Genomic DNA, 18,716 nt, shown 5'->3' on the forward strand with positions numbered 1-18,716 from the left:
TCCGCTTGGGTTTGTGGTGCGGTGGGGGGTTTTTTTTTTTTACGACCCCGGGGGGGGGGGGCGCTATACCCCAAACAACATTTCGCCGGTCATGGGACCGGCCGACGGGGCCCTCGGCTGTGGTGGCCGTCCTGCGTGGGGTGACAGCCCCGGGTGCGGTGGCCCGGTCCGGTGGCCCGGTCCGGGGCGCCTCGGGGGCGTCAGTGCTGTTCGCCGTTGCGGCCCGGGGGAAGGGAGAGCAGGCTGCGGTGCCGGCCGCCACCGCCGGGCGGGCCCGGGTCGGCGTGGCCGAAGGCGGCGCCGACGGCCGGGGCGGGGGCCGGCACCGGAACCGTCACCGGCGGCGGTGCGGGGACGTGCGCGGCCACCGGTGGAGGGGCGGCGCCGAGGTAGCCGCTCGCGACCCAGCCCTGGCCGGTGCCCGCCTGGGCGCCCGCCGGCCGGCCGGGGGCGGGGGCGGGGTGGAAGCCGGTCGTGTAAGGGCCCGCCGGCCGGCCGCTGCCTCCGCCGCTCCGGCCGGCGTGGGTGGCGGAACTGTGCTCCTGAGGGCCCGTCGGGTGGCCGGTGTGGCCGCCGCGGCTGTCGTGGTCTCCATGGCCGGCAGGTCCGCCGTGGCCGTCGTGGCCGGCATGGTCGAAGGCCGGCTGGTCGGGCTGAGCGCGGCCGTGGTCCGGTCCGCCCGGGCGGCCGGGCACGAACTGCGGGATGCCGATCGCCTGGCCCGCGTACGTCTGGAACGCCTGGTGCTGCGGCGGGTACGGGCGCGGGTCGGTGCGGGCCGGAGCGGTGTCGCGGACGGCGAAGCCGGTGAACGTCAGGTCCTCCTCGCCGGAGCGGTCGCCCGGCAGTGCGCGGAAGAGCCGGCGGTACTCGGAGTACAGCTCGTCGTAGATGGGTGTCGCCGAGTGCGGGTGCTCCGCGTCGTAGGACGGGCGCATGCCCGGGATGGCGCGGGAGGCGGTGGCGGACCGCCGGGAGGAGGGGACGTCGTAGCTGTACACGCAGGGCCCAACGAGCGAGGCCGCCGGGGGATGCGGGCGCCGGGAGGGCCGGGAAGTGGCCCTCCCGGCCCTCCCGGCCGTCCCGCCGCGGGCTCGTGCGCCCGCGGGACGGCTCACGTGCCGGCGAGCGGGAGGGAGGCGGCGACCACCTGGCCGAGCGCCACCGCCCGCTCCAGCGCCTGGCGCAGCAGGTCCTCGCGCGGCTGCCGGCCGACCGTCCCGGCCGGGACGGCGTACATGGTGACCTCGCCGAGGTGATTGGCGGCGAACCGCCAGGCGTCGGTCACCTGCAGCGGCTGGTGGGCCTGCCACCATCCGGTGCTGCCCCCGGCCGCCGCGGGCTGGAGGACCGCGTGCAGCTTGCCCATCGCGACCAGGACCGACCAGCCGGGCAGCTGGTCCGGCGTCTTGTCGAGGTCGGTGACCGGCTGGAAGCCCGCGTCCTGGAGCAGGTCGAGGAACTCGTCCTCGCCGGTGGTGTTGCCCGGGCGGCCGACCGGTCCGGTCGGCTCGACGACCAGGGAGGCGTGGCCGGTGTCGCCGTGCAGCACCAGTCCGCAGGTGATGCCGAGGATCGCGGCCTGCCCGGGCGCGCCGGGCCGCCCGGCCGCCGGGTCGGCCGCCGGGGCGGGGAGCGGAGGCTGCGGGCGGGCCGTGGTGTCCGGTCCGGCGGCCGGGTCGACCTGGGCCTGGCTGATGCTGCGGACGGCGCCGGCCAGCTGCTCCTCGGAGACCGGGACCACCTGGGAGGGGATGCAGCGGGCGTGTGCGAAGGCGAGCACCGCCGTCTCCTCGCCGACGAACAGCACGGTGCTGGTGGGCTCCTGGAGCGCGTCCCCGGGGGTGCGGCAGGAGGTGCACTCGTAGCTGTCGGGCGCGTGGGCGCCGCCGAGCAGGCGGTCGGCCTCGTCGTCGCCGATCTCGGAACGGACCTCGTCGCTGACGTCGAGCATGCGCGGCACTGGGTTTCTCCTCGGTGCGGTGTCGGGGTCGAACGGGGTGGACGGGGGTGGCCGAGGCCCGGCCCTGTTCGAGCCGGCGGCGGGGGCGGCCCGGCCGTCCTGCCCAACGGACCCTTGTGGCCGGGGTCACGGGTGGGGGGTCGGGGTGACGGGAATTGCCTCGGATTCGATCGCGGAGGGTGCCGGTGGCATCGCAATGTGTCGATGTCGTTGGCGGGAGTGCCGGAATCGAAGTGTGAGGTGAGCCACGGCCTGTGGAGGTTTGATCTAGGAAATGACGCCTAAAACGGACATTTAGGGCGCGAATGCCAGGCGGTTACCGGCGGTAATGCCCCGCTGAGCTGGGGAGACCCCAAATTGTTTGGATCCCCGGCGGCCGACTCGTAGCTTCTTTGGCGGTGCAACGAGCACCACCCGGGTTCACCCCCGACGCACAGCCCGCCGGTTCACCCGGCGCCGGCCGTGCCCGCCGATGCGACCGCTCGAACAGGTCGCCGGTGCGAGGCGGGTGGCCAGGGGCGGCGCGGGACGTCCGACACGTCTCCGGCCGCCCGACGGACGCGGCGAGCGATTCCAGTCCCCTTCCAGGGCTTGGTTCCGCATGCCCGCCCGGGGCTGTCGAGAGGAACCCCATGACCTTCCGTAACGAGTCCGCCGCTGCCACCACCACCGCCGCCACCAAGCGCAACCGCGTCCGGATGGCTGTCGTGGCGGGCGCCGCTGTCGCGGCCCTGCCGGTGGCCGGCCTCGTCACGGCCACCTCGGCCTCCGCCGCCTCCGTCTCCACCTGGGACGCCGTCGCCCAGTGCGAGAGCGGCGGCAACTGGGCCATCAACACCGGCAACGGTTTCTACGGCGGTCTGCAGTTCACCTCCAGCACCTGGGCCGCCTTCGGTGGCACCGCCTACGCCTCGCAGGCCAACCTGGCCACCAAGGCGCAGCAGATCGCCGTCGCCGAGAAGGTCCTCGCCTCGCAGGGCCCGGGCGCCTGGCCCGTCTGCTCCGTCAAGGCCGGCCTGACCAAGGGCGGCGCCCCGGCCGCGGTCGACACCGCCGCGAAGCCGGCCGCCCCGGCCGCCACCGCGACCCCGAAGCCGGCCGCGCCGAAGGCCGCTGAGGCCCCGAAGGCCGTCGCCGCGCCGAAGGCCGCCGAGGCTCCGAAGGCTGCCCCCAAGGCCGCCGAGGCCCCCAAGGCCGCCGCCGCGCCGAAGGCCGCCAAGAGCTGGACCGCGCAGGACGCCAAGCAGGCCAACGGCTCCTACACCGTCAAGGCCGGCGACACCCTGAGCACCATCGCCGCCGCCCAGGGCGTCGACTGGCACGACCTGTACGGCAAGAACGCCAAGGTCATCGGCGCCAACCCGAACCTGATCTTCCCGGGCCAGACCCTCACCGTCTGATCCGACCGGTTTCCCGGCCGCCTTCCCGCCGCAGCGCGGGGAGGCGGCCGTCGGCGTGCGGGTGCCGCTCCCACGTTGTTCCGGCGTCGCTCCGGCTTGGCTCCGGTGTCGCGGGCCCGTGGTCGGAGGGACGCGTTTGCCGGAGGGGCCCGTTGTCGGAGGGGTGCGCGAGTATGGGGGAGTGACCCAGGGCGAGCTGTTCGGCGGCTCCTTCGACGCGACGACCGGCGGGCGCGGGCGGTCCGAGCCCGCACCGGGTGCGGTGCTGCTCCCGGGCTGGCTGGACGCGGCGGCGCAGCTGCGGCTGGTCGCCGCCTGCCGCGAGTGGGCCCGTCCGCCCGCCGGGATGCACACGGTCCGGATGCCCACCGGTGGGCTGATGTCGGTGCGGATGGTCGGGCTGGGCCTGCACTGGTACCCGTACGGCTACTCCCGCACCGCCGAGGACGGCACACCGGTCAAGCCGTTCCCGCCCGCGCTCGGCCTGCTCGCGCGGCGGGCGGTGGCCGAGGCGTACGGCGCGGGTGTCGGCGGGATCGCGGGCGCGGCCGGGTACGCGCCGGACATCGCGATCGTCAACCACTACCCGCACGGGGCGCGGATGGGCCTGCACCAGGACCGCGACGAGCGGGTGGACGCCCCGGTGGTCTCGCTCTCGCTCGGCGACTCGTGCGTCTTCCGGCTCGGCAACACCGAGACCAGGACCAGGCCGTGGACCGACCTGGAGCTGCGCAGCGGGGATCTGCTGGTGTTCGGCGGGCCGGCCCGGTTCGCCTACCACGGTGTGACGAAGACGCTGCCCGGTACGGCGGACCCGGCGCTGGGGCTGACCGGGCGGCTCAACGTCACCGTGCGGCAGTCGGGGCTCTGAGCGCCGACGGGCCGTGCCTTCGGGTCCGCTCGGGCGCGCTCAGGTCCGCTGGGGCCCGCTCGGGTCCGCTCGGGTCCGTCATGTTCGACCTCGTTCGAGTGAATCGGCGTCCGCGGTCCCCGTGCGGGGAATGCCCCGGCTCGCTGAGGAATTCGATTGAGCTGGAGAATTCGAGAGAACGGGTTCGCGGCAGCCGGGCGGAAGACCTCCGGCCGGGCGGCGGCCCGGAGAGGACGTGTTCCATGGGTACCCCGGTCGACGATCTCGTCGCGCTGCTGGATCTCGAGCAGATCGAGCTGAACATCTTCCGCGGGCGCAGCCCCGAGGAGGCGCTCCAGCGTACGTTCGGCGGGCAGGTCGCCGGGCAGGCGCTGGTCGCGGCGGGGCGCACCGTGGACGGCGACCGGCCGGTCCACTCGCTGCACGCCTACTTCCTGCGCCCCGGCGTGCCGGGTGTGCCGATCGTCTACCAGGTGGACCGGCTGCGGGACGGCCGCTCGTTCACCACCCGCCGAGTGCTGGCGATCCAGGGAGGGCGGTCGATCTTCGCGCTGACCGCCGACTTCCACGCCCCGGAGCCGGACAGCATCGAGCACCAGTTCCCGGTGCCCGAGGTCCCGGCCCCCGAGACGCTGCCCAGCGCGCTGGACGAGGTCGGGTCCCGACTGGGCGAGCTGCCCCCGTTCATCAGCCGGCGCCAGCCGTTCGACATCCGCTACGTCGACCGGCTGCGCTGGAGCACCGAGGAGCTCGAAGGCGTCGAGGCGCGCAGCGGTGTCTGGCTGCGGACCAACGGCGACCTGCCCGACGATCCGCTGATCCACGTCTGCGCGCTCACCTACGCGAGCGACATGACCCTGCTGGACGCCGTCCGCGCCCCTGTCGAGCCGCTCTGGGGCACCCGTCACTTCGACATGGCCTCGCTCGACCACGCGATGTGGTTCCACCGCCCGTTCCGGGCCGACGACTGGCTGCTCTACCAGCAGGAGTCCCCGATATCCCACGGCGCCCGGGGCCTGGCGCGCGGGGAGATCTTCGACCGCAGCGGCCGGCTGGTGGTGTCGGTGGTGCAGGAGGGCCTGTTCCGCCGGATCAAGGGCTGACCGGGAGGGTGTGTCCGCCGCGTTGAGCGGTGTGACCGGCGTGTTGACCGGTGTGGCGGTCGTACGACGGTCGTACGGCGGGATCCGGAGCCGGGAATGCCCGGACCGGGTGTTCGGCGTTCGATGGGGTGACGGGGGAAAACGGACGGCCCGCCCGGCGGGCCCTGGACGACAGTGGGAGGGCGAGCCGATGACGGCGACGGCCGCGGAGGAATGGAAGCACTGGAGCGATCGGCGGGCGGCGACGGTCAGCACCCCGCACGGTCAGCTGGCGCTCACCGGTACGCACTGGCTGGAGCCCGAGCCCGCGGAGATCCCCGGGCTGCCCGGGGTCTGGTGGACCGACGCGGAGGGCATCCGGGTCCGGGCGGCGGCCGCTGACGGCCTCACCGTCGTGGGCGCGTCCGCTCCCGTGGACGGTGAGGTGCTGCTGCGGCCGGACACCGATCCGGCGGCGGACACCGCCGCGCTGGGTGATCTGCTGCTGGTGCCGATCGAGCGCGAGGGCGAGCTGGCGCTGCGGGTCTTCGACCCGGCGGCGCCCCGGCGGGCCTCGTTCGCCGGGATCTCCGCCTACCCCTACGCGCCGGAGTGGGCCGTCCCCGCGGTCTTCACCCCGTTCGAGGGCGAGCAGGCGCAGACGGTGGTCGTCCCGAACGCCGACGGCAAGGAGCGCCCGCTGGCCGTCGCCGGGAAGATCGAGTTCACCGTCGCCGGTGAGCACCGCACCCTCACGGTCAGCGGGTCGGGCGGCAGCCTGAGCGGCGTCATCGCCGACGCCACCAGTGGCAAGGACACCTACCGGTTCCGCTTCATCACCCTGCCCGAGCCGGACGCGGACGGCCGCACGGTCCTGGACCTGAACCGCGCCTACCTGCCGCCGTGCGCCTTCGCGGACCACTTCATCTGCCCGTTCCCGCCGCCCGGCAACCGGTTGGACTTCGCGGTGGAGGCGGGCGAGAAGCAGGTCCTCACCCGGTAGTTCCACGGCTCCACGGCTCCACAGCTCGGCCGCCCGACCGGCGGGCGGGGCGGCCTGCGGTCCCGCCCGGGTCCAGGGCGGCGAGCGCGCACCGGGCACGGCGCCCAGGAGCGCCGCTGCCCGGCGCGTCCCGTACTTGCGCTCACACCGCACGACGGCTCGCCCGCCCCTGCTCGTAGGCCTCGCACGGCCCGCATGGCTCGCCCGTCTCGGCTCCCACAGTTGCGTGCTGCGTGTCCCACCGGCCGCGTGCGGTAGAGGAGTTGCCCTCCCGTGTTCGCGTCGACAGCCTCGCAGTGGCCTGTCACGCGACTTAGGTAGCAAGCTATCTATTCCCTCCGAAGGGGAGGCGCGCGGTGGTGACGGCCTACGGCCGACCGCCCGCGATGCCGGTGATCAGCGACTACCGGTCGGACGTCCCCCGCTCCGGCCGAACCCTCCAGCAGAGGAGCGCACCGACCATGTCCACCGCCGCCCGCGTCCGGGTCACCGGGTCCAGAGGTTCGGCAACAAGATGATGGAGGTCTTCCACGGGATCGGCCTGCCGGTCGGCCCGATGCGGCTGTTGAAGGTGAGGGGCCGCAAGTCCGGCCGGGAGTAAACCAATCCGGTCGCCCTGGTGGAGGTCGGCGGTGCCGTGTACATCCTGCAGGCGTTCCCCGGGTCGGACCGGGTGAAGAACGTCAGGGCGGCCGGCGAGGGGGTACAGGTCCGCGGTCGCAGGGCGCAGCGGGTGAAGCTGGTGGAGATGCCGCCGAACGAGCGCGGGCCGATCGCCCCGCACTTCCCGACCCAGGTCCCGATGGGCGCGAGCACCTTCGTCAAGAACGGCGTGGTGCCGGACCGGAACCCGGAGAGCTTCGAGCAGGCCGCGCGGGACATCCCGGGGTTCCGGGTCCTCCCGCTCTGAACGTCCGCCGCCGCGCGGGACAGTGACCGGGGTTGGGTGTGGGCCACCGCCCGGGGCTGGTCGAGGTACCGGCCGGCGCTACGCTTCGCAGAGGATTTCGTGACGAATGGGAGGTTCGGATGCCCGGCCGGCCGAGCGAAGAACGGGTCGCTGCCGAGGCGGACGCCGGCCCGACGTGGCTGCGGAGCAGCGTCGCGCCGAAGCTGCACCTGACCGCGAAGTCCTGTCGGGCGTTCTTCGAGGAGCGCCTCGCCGAGTCGGGGGCGACCTTCGCGGCCTGGACGGTGCTGGCCGCCCTGAAGCTGGAGGGTCCGATGATCCAGCGCGCACTCGCCCAGTACCTGAGCATCGAGGGGCCGACGCTCTCCCGTCACCTGGAGTCGATGGAGCGGCGCGGCCTGGTCGTGCGCAAGCGCACCGGCGTCGACCGCCGGGCGGCGACCGTGGAGATCGCGCCCGACGGGGAGGAGATGTACAACCGGATCTCCTCCGTCGCGGTCAACAGCCAGCAGGAGATGCTCAAGGGCCTCAGCGACCGGGAGGTCGCCCAGCTCGGGACGCTGTTGGACCGGATCCTGGAGAACGTCGGACCGCGCTGACGGGGCGGGGCGGCGGCGCAGTCGCGATCAAGCCGCCGCAAACGCACCCCGGTGTCCGCGCCGCGGGCGGGCGGCGCGACGATGGAGCACTGTGTCGACCAATCATCCTGCCAATTCCGCGGCCGACGGGGACGCACCGCCCACCCCCTCCGACGCCCCCTCCCCGGCCTGGTACCGGCGGTTCGCCCGTGGCGCCTTCGCCGACCTGAGCCCGCTGCGCGACCACGCCGACTACCGGCGGGTCTGGTTCGGGCAGTCCGTCTCCTCGATCGGCCAGCAGATGACGGCCGTCGCCGTCTCCGTCCAGGTCTACGACCTCACCGGCTCCACCTTCGCGACCGGCCTGGTCGGCCTCTTCTCCCTCGTCCCGTTGGTCGCCTTCGGCCTCTACGGCGGTGCGATCGCCGACACCGCCGACCGTCGCCGCCTCGGCCTGATCGGCGCGGCCGGCCTCGCCGCCGTCTCCGCCGTCCTGGCCGCCCAGGCACTCGCGGGCCTCGGCCTCGTCGTGGTCCTCTACGCGGCCGTCGCCCTCCAAGCCGGCTTCTTCGCGCTCGCCTCGCCCGCCCGCTCGGCGATGATCCCGCGCCTCGTCCCCGCCCACCAGCTCCCCGCCGCCAACGCCCTGAACACCGTCAGCATGAACCTCGGCCTCACCGTCGGCCCCATGCTCGGCGGCGTCCTCATCGGCGCCTACGGCGTCCAGGCCGCCTACCTCGTCGACACCGTCGCCTTCGGCGCCACGATCTACGCGATGTGGCGCCTGCCCGCCATGCTCCCGCTCGGCGAGCGCAAGGGCCGCGCCTCCGTCCTCGACGGCCTCCGCTTCCTGCGCGACCAGCCCAACCTGCGCACCAGCTTCCTCGCCGACCTGGCCGCGATGATCTTCGGCATGCCGCGCGCCCTCTTCCCGGCCCTCGCCGTCACCTTCTACGGCGGCGACGCCCGCACCGTCGGCCTGCTCGCCGCCGCCCCCGCCGTTGGCGCCCTGACCGGCGCCCTCTTCTCCGGCTGGGTCGGCCGCATCAACCGCCAGGGTGCCGCCGTCCTGGCCGCCGTGATCGCCTGGGGCCTGGCCATCGCCGCCTTCGGCCTGGTCCGCAACCTCTGGCTCGGCCTCCTCCTGCTCGCCGCCGCCGGCTGCGCCGACACCATCAGCATGATCTTCCGCAACACGATGATGCAGGTCGCGGCCCCGGACGAGATGCGCGGCCGCCTCCAGGGCGTCTTCATCGTGATCGTCGCCGGCGGCCCGCGCCTCGGCGACTTCGAGTCCGGCGCCGTCGCCTCCCTCACCAGCCCGGCCGTCTCCGTCGTCAGCGGCGGCCTCGCCTGTGTCGCCGCCATCCTCCTCCTCGCCGCCCGCCGCCCCGCCTTCCTCCGCTACGACGCCCGCCACCCAACCCCCTGACCCCCACCCCCACAACCCTGCAGCGAGCACCCCCCGACGTGCTGTATTGTTTTCCTCGTCGCCGGGACAACCGGCCGACAAGGTCGAGAAACCCGAAGGCCGAGCCCCCCAGGCTCCGCCCAGGGCCACGAGACCACGGGACGTGGCGCAGCTTGGTAGCGCACTTGACTGGGGGTCAAGGGGTCGCAGGTTCAAATCCTGTCGTCCCGACGTGAGTCGGAAAGGCCGTTGGCCGGGTTAACGCCCAGGTCAGCGGCCTTTTGCATGACGGTCCATCAGGGACCGGCAGAACTGGTTCGCACACTGTTTGGGACCGTTTTGGGACCAAGGGGTCCGGATGCCCCCTTGCCTGGCGATCAGGCGGCCCGAAATGCCCGTTTATGCAGTTGCTGTAAGTGACCGTTACCAAGTCGTAATGGTCGATTTTCGGTCACATATGTGGCTGAAATCGGGCTTGTGTGGCGAGAGTTGGCCACGGCTGACCACCCGCCAAGTGGCGTCATTGCGTCTGAATCGACACTTTCCCCTCCGCCTGACTGTTGCGAGTAGCCCCTAGGGTGCGTCGCGAACGGGGAGCTGGTAGCTCTGTGCAACTATCTCGTCCTGTGGAACGGGCATGGCGCCGAGGGCAAGCCGGACAGACAAGTCCTCGATAGGCTCGCGAGGGTTTGAGGGGGTGTCAGTGCGGCGGGTCGGCGAGGTCACCAAGTACCGGTACTGGTCGGAGCGGCAGATTTGCGTCCTTGGGCGCGACAATGGCCTGCGCCTGGGGGCCTCGTGGCGTGTCTCCACTGCGAGCACCCCGTCCTCCTTCTTCGGCATCTCGCTGCCCGTCGTCGGCCTTCAGCGCGCGGAAGGCCGCGAGCGGAGCCGGAAGCGAGTCGCTGATCGGGTTGTACGGGCGCTGCGGGATCGGATCGCTGTCACGTACGACGAGCCGCAGGTATTGCTCGCCAGCGGGTTGGGGAAGGTGGCGTTCTCAGCCTTCACCGATGGCCCAGCCCGCGAGAAGGGCATCGTGCTCCACGCCCGCGCCAAGAACGGCTCCGGCCAGCGGGTCGACCTCTGCCTGTTCGGCAGCGTGGACAACGCGGCAGACTTCCAAGCCGGCGAAGCGATCGAAGGGAGTTCCTCATCCGCCTGGTCTGCCGTCACCGAACTCCTCGCAAGCCGAGGTGCCCGAAACACCTCGCAGTGGGATGAGCCGGGACTCGCCGTCGAGGCGCTGAAGATCGCGCTCGGGGATAGGGAGCGGGCCGAGACCGGTTCGTCGGAGGATCCCTGGACGCGCCCGTGGGCCCTCGGCTATGCCACCGACGTCGAATGGCTGGCGGTGATCTACAGCGACGTCACGCTCGACCCCGATCGTTGGAATTTCGGAGGAACAAGCCTCGAAGGCACCCACAGGATCATCGTTGGAGCACCGGTATGGGTCCGAACGGCCACTCCGCAAGCAGTGGTCCGGTATGCGGACCTACGCCAACCGTCCACCAGGCGACCGACCGGTTGGCGCCGCCTACGGTGACATTGCGCTGTGCGGACCTTGTGCTGACGCAGCTGACTTCTCTGCGGTCATCGCGCAGCAAGGCCGCCCGCCAGTTGCCGATCGCCGTTCGATTCGGGCTCCAAATGTGGCCATAGGGAGCAAAGGTAACTCTTGTCGTAAAAGTGATTTAAGTGGACAATGGATTCATTCGCGCTGGAATCTAGGAAGTGCCGGATGTGAATGCGGACCCACCGGGAGGCGAGCCGCCTCCCGGGTCAGGCGAACTGCCAGGCAGCCTCAGCCCACGCCAGCAGGCCCTGAACGTACGCGCGTTCAGCGCAGTAGTCGCCAAGTTCAAGGAAGCGCTCCTGGAGGGACCAGAGGCGCTTGCAGTCGCCCGCGACATCGTCGCGGCCTTCGCGGACAGCGAGGCATCCGGAGGGCCGACCAGGAGCGACGTTTGGGCATCGATCAGCGAGAGGCGCTCACCGCAGTACAGCGAAGGCTTCTTCGACGCCCGATGGGCGATCTTCGAGCACTACGGCGCGATCCAGCCCTACCTCGCCAAGAAGCACCAGCAGCGCTACGCGCTGCACCCTGCCGTTGGGCCCGCCATCTTGGTCCACGAACGGTTGCGCCGGCACCGGGGCATCGACGAACTGGCGGCGCTGCTCGACGAGACCAGATCCTTGATCAAACAGCGTTCCCGCGACCGGGCCGCCATCGAGGCCGGCCTGGCGTACGGCCGGCAGATCCTGAGCCTCTACGCGATTCACCTCGAGCGGCTGGTCGCCGTCGCCAGCATCCGAGAGCTGGCCGAGGAACAGCGGGAACACAACTTCCCGGGCCTGACCGAGAAGGTGGAATTCCTCAACAAGGAAGTCTCCGATCACTTCCCGAACGACCATGCCCTCGACTACCAGGCAGTAGCCCTGCTGAACGCCGAGCAGCGCTACCAGCGGGCGCTGGCAGCCGCCATCCAGCGGATCGTCGAACAAGGTGGGCGCACCCTCGACTTCGCTGTGCTCAGCGCGGAGGAGTACCTCGAGGCCGCCCGGCACGCCCCGCTGGCCCTTCTCGGTCAGTTCGGTGCCGATCTTGTGGCGGACCCGCCGACCGTGTGGATCGACGCGGGCATGCTGATGAAGGCGGTCGAGGAGTTCGCCCCCTACACCCGGCTCCGGCGCCGCCCGACCATGCCGCAGGTGCCGCAGGAGCGCGACCCTGTACAGCGGATCGGCGAGGCCCGGGTGCGCGAACGCAGTCGACAGGACCACCTGGCCGAACGTGTCCTCGTGGAAGGCGACCGCGCGGATCTCACTGCCGAACTGCAACGGTCCCGCTGGCCGGCCGCCGCCCGCCTGCTCGCAGACCTGATCGGGCTCGACGCAGACCCCTACGCGCCGTACCGCCTGGAGATCGGCATCAACCTGATCGTCGACCGCATCGGCTGGGTCACCTACCTGCACCCTGTCTACCTGCACCGGCAGGATGCCAAGGCACCAGAACACCTGCACCGCCGCGGGCACGAGGAACCCCATGGAAGCGCATGACCCGGCCTACATCCTCGCCACCGCCCGCGCCCAGGGCCTGGTCGACACCCGCAGCCTGCCGACACAGACCGTCGAGGCCGCGCAGCGCCGGGCCATCGCATGCGGTCGGCGCCTTGTGGACTGCGCTGGCCCTGTCCCGCCACCAGCACTCACTTCCGGCCGGCCAGGCGCGGTTCGCCAAGTGCACACCCTGGGATGGTCCGTTCCCCCCGTACCGGAGGAAACCGCCGCCTACCCGGTGAGGCGCCTGAGCCCGACCCAGTCCGTCACCTTCGCCGTGTGCCTCGCGGCGGGCTGGCGAGACGTCCGCCTGCAGCCATACCCCGGCGAGCCGTTCGACCGCGCGCTGATCGTCGACACCCTGGTAGACATCGGCGCCGACTCCAACACGGTCAAGGACACTCTCGACACCGAGCTGCCCCTCCTGCTGCTCATCTACAGCGACGGCACACACCTGCGCCTCGGCCCCGCAGTCGCAGCACTGCCCGACACCTTCACCGAGGCCGTACGCCGAATGCACGACCACCTGCCCCACCCACCCGAGACGGCCAACCGGCCACCGGAGGAGGGCGCACCATGACCGAGACCCTCTCCGACCGCGAGGAGACCCTCGTCCTGGCGGCCGTCGCCGCCCTGGAAACTGCAGACGGCCTGGTCCCGGCAGACGCATTCCCCGCCCTCGCCGACGACGCACTGCGAGCCGCCGTCGCCAGCCGCCTGCGCGCCGCCGGCCGCACACTCATCGCCCGCGAGCACCGCACCATCGCCGGATACACCAGCGGCTACGACGACACCACGGCCCGCAAGCTCGCAGCCGACGGGATCGGTCTCCTTCCGGAAGTCGACCGCGCCGTACTCGCCATCGTCCTGCTGCGCACCGTGGCGATCCCCCGCGCCGGCGGAAAGCACCACTCCACCTCCTGGCTCAGCGACGGCCCCGGTACTTCCATCGCAGAGCTCTACAGGAACGACGACCCCGAGGTCACCTACGGGCTGCTCCGTCCCGCGCTACGACGGCTCAAGGCCCGGCGCCTGCTGCGCACCGGGTACCGCGGGCAAATCCTGCCCGGACCCGCCCTGCTGCGGCTCACCGACGCGCAATCGGCCCGTCTGTGGGAGGACCTGGTCCTCGTCACCCTTCCCGACTCCCTGTACGCCGACGTCATCCGGCGCCGACGCGAGCGACAGGAGACGGCGCCGCAGTCCTGGCCGGCCGAGGAGGTCGAATCATGACCACCCACCCGACTCCCGAAGAACCCACCAGCACCCGAGAGATCGACCTGGGCGTCATCGGCGACCGCCAGCTGGTGGCCGTGCAGACCTTCGACATCGCCCGTCACCCCTCGGCCGCCGTCGTCATCGTGCCCGGATGCTTCGTCGCGGTGACCGGCAAAGGCCCGGAAGACTCCAACGAGAGCGGCAAGACCAGCTGGCTCGCAGCCGTCGCGCTCCTGCTCGGCGACCCGGAGTGGCGCATGTACGGGGCAGGCCCGGCATCCGTTGCCCAACTGCTCTTCGAACCCGACACCGCCGGCGTTGCCGCCCAGCGGTACCCGGCAGCGACGTTCGGCTTCATCGCGGGCGTGTTCGTGGATCCGGACGACGTCCTGGGCACCGCCCACACCGTATGGATGAGGATCTCCGCCACAGCCCCCTACGTCCAGGTCCGGCACGCCCCGGGGATCCACCTCGCGACCTCCGACGATGACGAGGACCGACACCAGGGCGCCCCAGCGATCTTCAAGTCACTTCCAGGTCCGTCGCTCGGGGCGATTCAGTACGCCGAACGCCTCTACGGACCCGTCCCGCGCTGCCTCGCCTACCTCACCTCCCGGGGCAAGCGCCGAGGCGGTCCGTCGCTGCTGAAGCTGGAGACCGGGCTGTTCACCCCCGCCGGCATCGGGGCGGCCCTGATCGACCTGACCGGACGGGCCCACCTGCTCGAAACCGACGAGAACGTCCGTCGCGACCTCGCGGGCGCCATCGCCCAGCTCGCCGAACGGACAGCGGAGAACGAGAATGCCCTCATCGAGGAGGAGCAGGCCCTGTATGCAGTTGAACAGCGAGACAAGGCACGCTCCAACCTGGCCCAGGCCAGCGAGTACTGGGAACTGCACTACGCCCGTGGCCTGCTCGATGTCCTCGCCAAGAGAGACCAGCTGGAGCAGGGGAAGGAAGACCTCAAGGATCCACTCGACGACGCGAAGCGCGCTGTTGCGCGCGCGACCACCGAGTTGAACGCGGTGCGCGACAGCCAACAGGCCGACGAGGCCCTGCGCACGGCATCGGAGAAGAGCCAACGGGCTGCCAACCAGCTGGAGGAGGCCCGTACGCGATCGGCGGGTTTGAAGAACGACATCACCCGCACCGAGGAGCGTATCCAGGAGGAGGAACACGAAGCGGCGGGCGCCCACGGCACCCTGGCCGATGCCCGCCCGCTCGCCGACGAAGCACGCCAGAGCAGGCTGGCCGCCGAAGTCACGCGCACCGCCGCGAGCGCCTCCCATGCCGAAGCCGTACGCAACGTCGAGCAGGCCGAACGGGGCCACTACGGCAACGCCGGGCGCGCCGTGCAGATCCTTGACGCCGCCGGCGTCGAGGCCGTCGGCCTCCTGGACGGCCTCGACATCCCAGCCTCCCAGCGTGCCCGCTGGGAGGCACGCCTCGCCCTCTACCGAGACGCGGTCTGCATCGACGCCGACCAGGCCGACCCGGCCACCGAAGCACTGGCCGATCTGCCCGGTGCGGTCCTGGTCCTTCGCCAACACGGCCGATCCGCACGCTCCCCAGCCTTCGCGCCCCCCGCCCTGCGGCCCTTCCTCCACGCCCTGGCCGAGCGACTCCAGACCACGACGGACCCCATCGCCGCGCTCGACGACCAGCTCGGCCTGCGCGTCCTGGGCGGATTCCCGCAGCCCATCACCGGCCGAGACGCCCTGCTCGAACGCCTGCGCCACGTGGTCGACGAGACCGCAGCGGCCCTTGCGACAGCAGAGCAGGCCGTGGAACGGGCTCACACCACCCAGGCCGACGCCGAACTGCTCGTCAGCCGACTCGAACACGCCGAACGAGTAGCCAAGCTGCGGGAAGCCCGTCAAACGATCGAGGGCGCCCTGGCCCAGGCCGAAGCCCAGCTGCAGAACCTGCTGGAGGCCGCGGAATCGGCCGAGCAGCACATGCGTGATGCTCTCGTGAAACAACAGACCCTCGTCCTTCAACGCCAGAACGCAGAGCACCAGTTGCGCGATGCGCGGCAACAGCAGCAGGCCGTTGCCGCGCAGATGGAAGAGGCCGACCGACAACTCGCCGCTTTGAATACCTCGTACTGGCTCGACCGGGCCGGCAGCCGCGAACAGGCCCTCACCGCCCTGCGCTGGCCAAGAAACGGCGAGGAACCGGATCCCGACGCACAGCCCCCCGACCGCAGAAGCGAAATCTCACTACGAGACAACGCAGGACGCTACCTCCTGCAAGCCATGGCCGACCTCGGCATCAACTCCATCACCGGCGCCAACGCCCCCACCCCCGCCATCGCGAACGCCATCCACCTGCGCACCAACCAGGCCGGAGACGAGGGCACACGACAGTTCCCGGGCGCCGAGGCATTCGAGGCACCGGCCACAGCGATCCAAGACTGGCTCGACACCCGAGCCGACACAGACCGCGGAACCCGCACCCGCATCACGACCAACCGCGAGGAACGCGAACTCGGCCTCACCGCCGGCAGGCGAACCGTGGCCGACCTCCAGCACAGTGTCCACGCCATGCAGGACAGCATCACCCTGCGACTGGACCAAGCCCTTCAGGACATCGAGAACGCACTCGACCGCCTCAACCGCGCAGCCGGCCTCTACGGCGCCGAGCTGCGCCGCACGCTCACACCGCCGGCGTCCCTGTCCGACCTGTGGCGCTGCGAGATCACCCCGTGCTGGCGGCGCACCCCCGCGGGCTCCATGCTCCCGTACGACAACATCACCAACGCCGCGCAGGAGAAGCTGTTCTCCATCCACCTCGTCCTCGCTGCGCTCCTTGCATCGCCCCACCCGCGCGGACGGCTCCTCATCCTCGACGAACTCGGTGACGCGCTGGGCTACCACCACCGGCGGGAGGTCCTCTCGGCGATAGCCGGGACCGCCCAGGAGCACGGCATCACCGTCCTGGGGACTTGTCAGGAGACGTTGATGGACGACGCCGCGGACTTCTGCGGCGGCATCCTCTACTTCCACTACCCCAGCCACACGGAGGCCCTCAACACCGCCACCCGGATGTTCGGCTACGACGACAACAACGAGCGTGTCGAGATCACCCTCGAAGCCCTCCTGGCAGGACGTACCTGGTGGTGACCGGCACTGCGGACCAGCCCCACCACGGCCCGGTCGTCCACCTAGCCGGAACACCGGCCGGGCTGACCGCGCGCTTCGTCCAACGCACCAGCCGCCAGGACGACGGAACCCGCCGCATCGTGAGGACGAGAGGAAAACGGCTGCGGGATACCCACGTCGACCTCCAACTTGCCGCACCACCTGATCCGGCCGCACTCGATCTCTTGCTCTCCACCCTCAGGCAAGGGGACCGCGGCTTCATTCTCGGCGCGACAACCCGCACGTGGTCCACCGTCAAAGCACGCTTCCGCGACGATGCCTGGACACTTGCCGTCGAACTCGTCCGGGCTGGCACCGTGACCCTGCGCTGCGAAGTCACCGACGACCTCGCCCTCGGAGCCCCGATCCGATGGAGCCTCACCACCGCCGGCCGCGGCCACGCCCGGGTCCACCTGGAGGCCCGCGACATACAGACGCAACGTCGCGCCCGTGCGCTCCTCCGAGCCCGCGAAGCCATCGCCAACCCTCAGGAACTGCCCGAAGGTATTGTCGAAGACGACCTACGGCGGCTCGACGAAGCGCTCACCCGCGAACTGGAAAGGCCCTCACCCGCGAATAAGCGCATCGCCCTTCTCACGGCACTGGCCCACGACCTGGCTCAAGGCGCCCGTCACACCGGCACCCGCGCGTTCTCCCTCGCACACACCCGCAACTCCAAGACCTGGGACGACGCGATCCGCGCGCTACGCGAGAGCGGAATCCCCACCGCCCTGGCTGAGGCGATCGGCCTTCGCGGGCGCAGCAGGATAGGTCTTGGTGGCCCCATCACGGCGATGCCGGAAGGTCATTGCCGACCCCTGGACAATCTCGGGATCGTCCTCATCCCGGCCGCTACCCCGTACCTCCAACTTCAGCTGGGCAGCCGAACCCTGGTCGTGATCGAGAACCTCCAAGCTGCAGACGCCGTCTACGAGATGCTCAGGACGAGCCAGGAAGCACCGGGGATCGTCTATCACGCCGGGATGCCGAGCTACGACATTCGCCGGCACGTCGCTGAACTTGCAGTGCAGGCGGACACCGTCATCATCGCTCCCGACGCAGACCTCGGCGGAGTCCGGATCGCAACCGCAATCTGGAACTCCCTGACGACGTCCGCCCGGGAGCGAACCGTCATCTGCGACGTCGGGCTGACACCAGGCCATCTGCCACAAGCCCCCTGGGCGCCGGACAGTCCAGTCTGGCGGGACCTTCGAGCCATGCTTGACGGCCCGGCGGCGGCGCTGGCTGACGGTTGCCTCCGTCGTGGTTATCCGGTTGAACAGGAAGGCTGCATCACAGAAGCCGTGGTGGCTCTGATGGACGGCAGCTCGTCATGACCCGGGGATGGGAATCGCTGTCATCAGCTTCCTACCGATTGGGGATCCGGTGCTGCCACCCAACGGCCCTGGCGGCTGGAAGATTTGGCGTGGCAAGGCAGTTCACACTTGGCTCATGCATCGTCGGCCGCATCGAATGCCGCGCGGAACTCTTGGGCGGTCACGAAGACCGAACCGCGGGCCGCGTGAGGGGTGCCGCTGGTGAGCCTCCGAGAGACGGCCTCGGCAGCATCCCGCATCTGGGCCATCTTGTAGCGCTCGACGGCCGCTGCGAACTCCTTGGGGACTTCTCGCTGGTCTAGGACGCCGGCTAGCGCCACGGTCGCGCTGACGGAGCCGTATGTCTGCAGCTTCGACCAGCCGAGTTCTCGCGCAGCCTTGCGCATCGCTGACCGGATCAGCGGAACACCGCCCAGGCCCTCGGCCTCACTCGGCAGAAGGCGCAGCTCGTAGGCACCTCCGTAGCCGCCCGCGTCGGGTGGACAGGCACGGCGCAGCAGCGGGGTTAGCACGCCGACCAGCTTCTGGTGGCGCGGGTCATTTGCGAGGGATGGCATGCGGCTGAGGATAGTTCGGACCTGCGGCCCGCGTTGCCCTGAGGGGGCCGGAAGACAACGGCGGGGGGTGGGTTCCACCGAAATGGTGGAACCCCCCCCCCCCCGGGGCCCCCCGGGGGGGGGGGGGGCCGACGGGGGGTGTGGGGGGGTATGAGGAATAAACACAAAGGGCCGGGCCGGCGC

At 71.1% G+C, this 18,716-nt stretch carries 16 protein-coding genes and 1 tRNA gene; 14 read left to right on the forward strand and 3 right to left on the reverse strand.

Features of this window, described 5'->3' with window-relative positions:
* Positions 1 to 200 precede the first annotated feature (200 nt).
* Together ACFVVU_RS30430 and ACFVVU_RS30435 are read right to left on the reverse strand one after the other, a co-directional pair.
* Positions 201 to 1,001, reverse strand: a complete 801-nt coding sequence (locus ACFVVU_RS30430; protein ID WP_387793449.1) for a hypothetical protein — start codon at positions 999 to 1,001, stop codon at positions 201 to 203.
* A 113-nt stretch (positions 1,002 to 1,114) separates the two neighbouring features.
* Positions 1,115 to 1,963, reverse strand: coding sequence for a hypothetical protein (locus ACFVVU_RS30435; RefSeq protein WP_380680450.1), 849 nt, complete (start codon positions 1,961 to 1,963; stop codon positions 1,115 to 1,117).
* A gap of 632 nt (positions 1,964 to 2,595) precedes the next feature.
* Here ACFVVU_RS30435 and ACFVVU_RS30440 point away from each other — a divergent pair.
* The 14 genes from ACFVVU_RS30440 to ACFVVU_RS30505 all read left to right on the forward strand — a co-directional run bounded on the left by ACFVVU_RS30440 (position 2,596) and on the right by ACFVVU_RS30505 (position 17,976).
* Positions 2,596 to 3,363, forward strand: coding sequence for a transglycosylase family protein (locus tag ACFVVU_RS30440; protein ID WP_387793450.1), 768 nt, complete (start codon positions 2,596 to 2,598; stop codon positions 3,361 to 3,363).
* 181 nt (positions 3,364 to 3,544) lie between these two features.
* Positions 3,545 to 4,234: an alpha-ketoglutarate-dependent dioxygenase AlkB family protein gene (locus ACFVVU_RS30445; protein WP_380680456.1), complete on the forward strand. Its 690-nt coding sequence runs from the start codon at positions 3,545 to 3,547 to the stop codon at positions 4,232 to 4,234.
* A 242-nt stretch (positions 4,235 to 4,476) separates the two neighbouring features.
* On the forward strand, positions 4,477 to 5,337 hold the full coding sequence (locus tag ACFVVU_RS30450; RefSeq protein WP_380680459.1) for an acyl-CoA thioesterase: 861 nt from the start codon (positions 4,477 to 4,479) through the stop codon (positions 5,335 to 5,337).
* Positions 5,338 to 5,527: 190 nt separating this feature from the next.
* Entirely contained in the window at positions 5,528 to 6,319 is a 792-nt protein-coding gene (locus tag ACFVVU_RS30455) for a DUF1684 domain-containing protein (RefSeq protein ID WP_387793451.1), read from the forward strand.
* A 637-nt stretch (positions 6,320 to 6,956) separates the two neighbouring features.
* Positions 6,957 to 7,229, forward strand: coding sequence for a hypothetical protein (locus ACFVVU_RS30460; protein WP_387793452.1), 273 nt, complete (start codon positions 6,957 to 6,959; stop codon positions 7,227 to 7,229).
* 119 nt (positions 7,230 to 7,348) lie between these two features.
* Positions 7,349 to 7,828: a MarR family winged helix-turn-helix transcriptional regulator gene (locus ACFVVU_RS30465; RefSeq protein ID WP_380680468.1), complete on the forward strand. Its 480-nt coding sequence runs from the start codon at positions 7,349 to 7,351 to the stop codon at positions 7,826 to 7,828.
* A gap of 91 nt (positions 7,829 to 7,919) precedes the next feature.
* Complete coding sequence (locus ACFVVU_RS30470; RefSeq protein ID WP_380680470.1) at positions 7,920 to 9,239, forward strand: MFS transporter; 1,320 nt, start codon at positions 7,920 to 7,922, stop codon at positions 9,237 to 9,239.
* A gap of 136 nt (positions 9,240 to 9,375) precedes the next feature.
* Positions 9,376 to 9,449: transfer RNA gene (locus ACFVVU_RS30475), tRNA-Pro, on the forward strand.
* A gap of 472 nt (positions 9,450 to 9,921) precedes the next feature.
* Complete coding sequence (locus ACFVVU_RS30480) at positions 9,922 to 10,764, forward strand: hypothetical protein (protein WP_387793454.1); 843 nt, start codon at positions 9,922 to 9,924, stop codon at positions 10,762 to 10,764.
* A gap of 188 nt (positions 10,765 to 10,952) precedes the next feature.
* Entirely contained in the window at positions 10,953 to 12,278 is a 1,326-nt protein-coding gene (locus tag ACFVVU_RS30485; protein ID WP_387793455.1) for a hypothetical protein, read from the forward strand.
* Positions 12,265 to 12,858 carry a hypothetical protein gene (locus tag ACFVVU_RS30490; RefSeq protein WP_387793456.1) on the forward strand — a complete coding sequence of 198 codons (594 nt, stop codon included), beginning with the start codon at positions 12,265 to 12,267 and terminating at the stop codon, positions 12,856 to 12,858. Before ACFVVU_RS30485 ends, ACFVVU_RS30490 begins: the two co-directional genes overlap by 14 nt.
* Complete coding sequence (locus tag ACFVVU_RS30495; RefSeq protein WP_387793457.1) at positions 12,855 to 13,511, forward strand: hypothetical protein; 657 nt, start codon at positions 12,855 to 12,857, stop codon at positions 13,509 to 13,511. The genes ACFVVU_RS30490 and ACFVVU_RS30495 overlap by 4 nt, the downstream gene beginning before the upstream one ends.
* Entirely contained in the window at positions 13,508 to 16,621 is a 3,114-nt protein-coding gene (locus ACFVVU_RS30500; protein ID WP_387793459.1) for a hypothetical protein, read from the forward strand. Before ACFVVU_RS30495 ends, ACFVVU_RS30500 begins: the two co-directional genes overlap by 4 nt.
* Entirely contained in the window at positions 16,615 to 17,976 is a 1,362-nt protein-coding gene (locus ACFVVU_RS30505; RefSeq protein WP_387793460.1) for a hypothetical protein, read from the forward strand. Before ACFVVU_RS30500 ends, ACFVVU_RS30505 begins: the two co-directional genes overlap by 7 nt.
* Positions 17,977 to 18,089: 113 nt before the next feature.
* Here the strand turns inward: ACFVVU_RS30505 and ACFVVU_RS30510 are convergent, their stop codons facing one another.
* A complete protein-coding gene (locus tag ACFVVU_RS30510; protein ID WP_387793461.1) occupies positions 18,090 to 18,533 on the reverse strand; it encodes a hypothetical protein in 444 nt (147 codons plus the stop codon).
* Between the last annotated feature and the right edge of the window lie 183 nt (positions 18,534 to 18,716).

Origin of the sequence: Kitasatospora sp. NPDC057965, from assembly GCF_042887135.1 — a bacterium.
Classification (GTDB): domain Bacteria; phylum Actinomycetota; class Actinomycetes; order Streptomycetales; family Streptomycetaceae; genus Kitasatospora.

What these genes read in the sequence shown, in the direction of transcription:
- ACFVVU_RS30440 (WP_387793450.1), top strand. Translation starts at nt 2,596, where the DNA reads ATGACCTTCCGTAACGAGTCCGCCGCTGCCACCACCACCGCCGCCACC.
- ACFVVU_RS30450 (WP_380680459.1), top strand. Translation starts at nt 4,477, where the DNA reads ATGGGTACCCCGGTCGACGATCTCGTCGCGCTGCTGGATCTCGAGCAG.
- ACFVVU_RS30455 (WP_387793451.1), top strand. Translation starts at nt 5,528, where the DNA reads ATGACGGCGACGGCCGCGGAGGAATGGAAGCACTGGAGCGATCGGCGG.
- ACFVVU_RS30465 (WP_380680468.1), top strand. Translation starts at nt 7,349, where the DNA reads ATGCCCGGCCGGCCGAGCGAAGAACGGGTCGCTGCCGAGGCGGACGCC.
- ACFVVU_RS30490 (WP_387793456.1), top strand. Translation starts at nt 12,265, where the DNA reads ATGGAAGCGCATGACCCGGCCTACATCCTCGCCACCGCCCGCGCCCAG.
- ACFVVU_RS30495 (WP_387793457.1), top strand. Translation starts at nt 12,855, where the DNA reads ATGACCGAGACCCTCTCCGACCGCGAGGAGACCCTCGTCCTGGCGGCC.
- ACFVVU_RS30500 (WP_387793459.1), top strand. Translation starts at nt 13,508, where the DNA reads ATGACCACCCACCCGACTCCCGAAGAACCCACCAGCACCCGAGAGATC.
- ACFVVU_RS30510 (WP_387793461.1), bottom strand. Translation starts at nt 18,533, where the DNA reads ATGCCATCCCTCGCAAATGACCCGCGCCACCAGAAGCTGGTCGGCGTG.